A 4,917-nucleotide genomic window follows, 5' to 3' on the forward strand; every position below is an offset into this window, starting at 1 on the left:
CAATTCATCCCCCACTTACAGAAGTGGGAGTCTTCTTGCAGGAAAATGATAAAAAGCTTCTAATTAATTATTTTTTAAAAGGTAATTTTTTAAGTTATGAATAATATAGTTAACTAATATTGTTGTTAACTAGAAACAAAAATATAATCTTTTATTCTTAAATTAATTCATTTTTTTACAATATTTTGGTAGAATAAAAATGAAGATGGTTTTAGAATCTAAGGATTGTAAATTTGATGAAAAATGTGAAAAAAATATTCCTTTAGACATCTATAAAATCAAGATTTTAAAACATCCAATTTAAATTAACTAAAGGAGGAATTTATTATGGATAAAGCAGGAAAAATTGAAGTAAAAATATCGTTAGATGAGAAAGTAAGAGAAACAATTTCTAAAGAACTGAACGCATATTTGTCCAATTTGCAAATTTTCTACGCAAAGTTACATAATTTACATTGGAATGTAGAAGGTAGAAATTTTTTCAAAATTCATGAAAAGTTAGAAGAGTTTTATGACTATATATCAGATCAAATTGATGAAATCGCTGAGAGGATTCTTACTTTAGGATATAGGCCATTGGTTAAGTTGAGTGACTATGTTCAAAATGCAACACTCAAAGAAATTGACAGTAAAAGTTATGGTATAGAAGAATCATTGAACATTGTTTTGAATGATTTTTCAGAATTAGTTGGACAACTACGAAAGATTATAAAATTAGCACAAGAGTATGGTGACGAAGGAACAGCAGATATACTAATAGGTTCCATTAAAGAATTTGAGAAAAATTCTTGGATGCTGAGAGCTACTTTATCTTAAGTGGAACATCATAAAGTTACTAAAAAAGCGGCTTTCGCCGCTTTTTTATTTTTAATTATCTATAGGTTTAAAAATCTTGCCACTTCAATAAAGTTTTCTTTTAATGAAAAATACAAATTTTTGTATATTTCATAAAGTTCATCATATATTTCAAATAACTGGGGCTCAGGTTCTATTATTTCTTTTATTTTAACCCAACTTAAAACTTGTTCTAGCTTTTGACCATTTCCTAACGCAGCTAGCATAGACGCTCCATAGGCTCCACCCTCATCTATTTGAGGTATTTTTATAGGCATTTTAAAGTTTGCTGCAACCAGTCTAATCCAGGTTTTATTTTTGGCTCCTCCGCCAACTATCCTCATATCATTAATTTCAGTTTTTTGTTTTATGAGTTCGAAAGAATCTCTTAAACCAAAAGTTATTCCTTCCATTGTTGCCCTCAACACATCATTTTCTGTATTTATCGATGATAATCCAAAAATTACTCCTCTTGCATTAGGATCTCTATGTGGGGTTCTTTCTCCATTAAGATAGGGAAGAAATATAATTCCATTTGCTCCTGGAACAGATTTGTTTATTCTTTCTTCTATTTCATCCCAGTTTGAATGCGGGAAAAAGTTATCTCTTACCCAATTTAACGTGTTAGCAGCAGATAGCATAACGCCCATATAATAATATTCATTTTCTAGTACATGATTAAAATAATGAATTTTTCCTTCTAAATCGGGTTTTTTGTTATCAGTAATCGTTAAAACTGTCCCGGAAGTTCCTATACTAACCATAGACTCTCCTTTTCTAGAGATGCCTATTCCAAATGCGGCAGCAGCATTATCTGCTCCTCCTGAAACAATTTTACAATTTGTCCAGCCTAGCTGACTTTTTAGTTCCGGTCTTAATTGTCCTCTAGTTTCGTATGAAGCATATATATCTGGCATAATATTTATATCAATTCCAAATTTTTCAAGCACTTCTTCATCCCAGGTGCTCTTGTTAATATTAAAACATGCGGTTCCTGATGCGTCGGAATAATCTATTCCTAAATTTCCTGTTAATTTAAAGATTATATAATCTTTGGGAAGTAATATTTTTTTTATCTTCTTAAAATTATCGGGCTCGTTTTCTTTTACCCACAATATCTTGGGGAAAGTAAATCCTTCTAGAAAAGGATTACCAATTTTTTCAATTACATTTTTTTCTCCCCCAAGAAGTTCAGTAGCTTTTTTACATTGTGGAGTGGTTCTTTGATCGCACCACAAAATAGCTGGTCGGATAACTTCGTAATTTTTATCTAAACAGACTAAACTATGCATCTGGCCCGAAAAACCTATAGCAGAGATCGAATGTTTTAAAGAAACGTTTTTTAATATTTCAAGAACACCTTCCCACCACATGTTGGGATCTTGTTCTGCCCAACCGGGTTTTGGAATATTCATTTTCAAAGGATAAGAATAATTATCTAAAAGTTTACCTTTTTCATCAACCACTAGCCCTTTTATTGATGTTGTTCCCACATCAATTCCCAAGTATTTTTCCATGACAATTCACCTCTAGTTACTTAACTATTTTTTCAGAAAAATCGTCCATTACCCTCAAATTGGCTCCTGTTAAACAAGCAGTTTCTATATCAAAAACTGGCTTACAGGTTTTTGTAAAAGATTTTAATGCGGGTTTTAAAGCCCTTTGTTTAATTATATTTTCTATTTCAGTTAAATATTCATTTGGAAAAAGGGAACCATATCCTCCGAAGATTACAAATTCAGGATTGAGTATGTTTATAAGATTTACAGCTCCTACAGCTAAATAGTATAGCATTTGTTGGATAATTTCATACGAGTTATTTTCTTTTCTTTGAGCTTTATCTAATAAGTTTTTGAACTTTTCTTCATAAGTATCTCCTTCAAGCTTCCCGTTACTATATTCATATATTTTAGATATCGTATCTATTGAAGCATAAGTTTCCCAACACCCTTGATTGTTACAAAAACATTTTTCACCTTCTTCTTGGATAGTCATATGTCCAAACTCTCCTGCAGTGTAGTTGGGACCCAAATATATTTGTTCGTCTATCAATAGGGCACCACCAATACCCTGAGATATGAATATGTAAATCCCATTGTTAAAGTTTTTTATACTCTTGTTAAAAAACAATTCCGCTTGTAATGCTAACTTTGCTTCATTAGCTATAAAAATCGACTTATCCCAATCAGGGAGATTTTTTAGAAAAGCCTTTTTAAAGTTAATGTTATTCCAATTAAAATGAGGTACATATTCAATAATTAAGTTATTTCTATCTACCATTCCTGGAAAAGAAAAAGAGATACCAGCAATGTTTTTTTCCTTATTTTCGTTGTAAATATGGCCTACAGTTGCTGAAACTTTTGCTAAAAAAGAAGAAAAACTTTTTGGAGTTTCAAATTTGCTTAAAATTTCTATCTGATTATTCAGATATCCCATCCCTACTATTGTACTTTCTACACCAACTTTTACAATTATAGAAACAACAGCTTCTTTTACTGGTTCTAGTTTTATGGGTTTTCTTCCAGGTCCTTGTGACGACTTTCTTTCTCCTTCTTTAACAAGATTTTTATCCATTAGATCAAAAACTATTTTTGTGACAGTACTTTTGTCTAAACCAGTAAGTTTAGTAATCTCGTTTCTAGAGATTTGTGGTGAATATCGAATTAAATTAAAAACCATTAGTTTGTTTGAGTAGCCCATTCTTTCAGCGTTTATTTTCTTTAGCTTCAAAATTTAAGTCCTCCTTAAATCAGTTTTTCAATCATTCAAAAATGTATTGATTGATTAAATTTTCTAAATATTCTTGTCTTCCAGATTTAGGTAAAGATACTTTCTTGTCAATAACATAGTCTTCAAGTTCTTTGAAGTTTGTTGTGCCTTCTACTATCTTTTTTCCTATTCCTTCGTTGAAACTATTATATCGTTTTTCTATGAAATCTTCCAATACTTTGTCTTCAACTATTTTATGAGCTATCTTTAGGCCTAATGCGAATGCATCCATTCCTGCTATGTGTGCATAAAATAAATCGATATCTTCGTAAGATGGTCTTCTTACATGAGCATCAAAGTTTAATCCTCCAGGTGCAATACCTCCGTTTTTAAGTATTTCATACATAGCCAAAACATTTTCATAAACGTTGGTAGGAAATTGATCTGTATCCCAACCAAGTAGTAAGTCTCCCATATTTGCATCTACGCTTCCTAAAAGATTGTTAATTCTTGCATATCTTAATTCGTGTTGAAATGTATGTCCTGCTAACGTTGCGTGATTTGCTTCTATGTTGAATTTAAAATACTTGTCTAAGTCATACTTTTGTAAGAATGCATAGGAGTTAGCTACGTCAAAATCATATTGATGTTTTGTAGGTTCTTTTGGTTTTGGTTCTATCAAAAACTGACCTGTGAAACCTATTTCTTGGGCATAATCTACCGCCATATGCATGAATTTAGCTAGATTGTTTAACTCTAATTCCATGTTTGTATTAAGAAGCGTTTCGTATCCTTCTCTTCCACCCCAAAAGACATAGTTTTCTCCATTTAATTCTTTGGTAATTTCAAGCGCTTTTTTAACTTGTGCAGAGGCGTAAGCATAAACATCTGCATCACAAGTTGTGGCTGCTCCTTGCATGTATCTAGGATGAGCAAATAAGTTAGCTGTTCCCCAAAGTAATTTAATACCAGTTTCTTTCATTTTTCCTTTAATATGTTCTACAACTTTATCAAGCAATTTGTTAGTCTCTCTGAGAGTTTCTTGTTCATCAACTAAATCTCTATCGTGAAAACAAAAATATTTCACACCAAGTTTACTCATAAATTCAAAAGCAGCATCAGCTCTAGCTAAAGCTTTATCTAAAGGATCAGTGTACTTATTCCATTCTCTGTGAGCACTTTCCACGCCAAACATATCTCTGCCTTCTGCAGTAAAGGTATGCCAGTATGCTACAGAAAATCTTAGATGGTCCTCCATCGACTTTCCTCCAATTATTTCCTTAGGATTGTAATAATGAAAAGCCAATTGCTCTTTAGAGCCTTTTCCAACGTATTCGATTTTTTTAATTTCTTTGAAGTATTCACGCATTTTGT

Annotated in this window: 4 protein-coding genes; 1 reads left to right on the forward strand and 3 read right to left on the reverse strand. The window is 31.7% G+C overall.

The features are described 5' to 3' along the window. Positions 1 to 327: 327 nt before the first annotated feature. Positions 328 to 816, forward strand: a complete 489-nt coding sequence (locus tag PKN74_RS07840) for a Dps family protein (protein WP_472310236.1) — start codon at positions 328 to 330, stop codon at positions 814 to 816. Positions 817 to 875: 59 nt separating this feature from the next. Here the strand turns inward: PKN74_RS07840 and xylB are convergent, their stop codons facing one another. Genes xylB through xylA form a run of 3 tightly spaced genes read right to left on the reverse strand, consistent with a single transcriptional unit; the run spans position 876 to position 4,912 of the window. Beyond that, positions 876 to 2,351 carry a xylulokinase gene (gene xylB, locus PKN74_RS07845; RefSeq protein WP_472310238.1) on the reverse strand — a complete coding sequence of 492 codons (1,476 nt, stop codon included), beginning with the start codon at positions 2,349 to 2,351 and terminating at the stop codon, positions 876 to 878. 16 nt (positions 2,352 to 2,367) lie between these two features. Next, positions 2,368 to 3,564, reverse strand: a complete 1,197-nt coding sequence (locus tag PKN74_RS07850; protein ID WP_472310240.1) for an ROK family transcriptional regulator — start codon at positions 3,562 to 3,564, stop codon at positions 2,368 to 2,370. 31 nt (positions 3,565 to 3,595) lie between these two features. After that, on the reverse strand, positions 3,596 to 4,912 hold the full coding sequence (gene xylA, locus PKN74_RS07855; RefSeq protein ID WP_472310242.1) for a xylose isomerase: 1,317 nt from the start codon (positions 4,910 to 4,912) through the stop codon (positions 3,596 to 3,598). Between the last annotated feature and the right edge of the window lie 5 nt (positions 4,913 to 4,917).

This window comes from Defluviitoga sp., from assembly GCF_035349255.1.
GTDB lineage: Bacteria > Thermotogota > Thermotogae > Petrotogales > Petrotogaceae > Defluviitoga.

Excerpts from the sequence above, each read along its gene's own strand:
- PKN74_RS07840 (WP_472310236.1), top strand. The coding sequence starts at position 328 with ATGGATAAAGCAGGAAAAATTGAAGTAAAAATATCGTTAGATGAGAAA.
- xylB (WP_472310238.1), bottom strand. The coding sequence starts at position 2,351 with ATGGAAAAATACTTGGGAATTGATGTGGGAACAACATCAATAAAAGGG.
- xylA (WP_472310242.1), bottom strand. The coding sequence starts at position 4,912 with ATGCGTGAATACTTCAAAGAAATTAAAAAAATCGAATACGTTGGAAAA.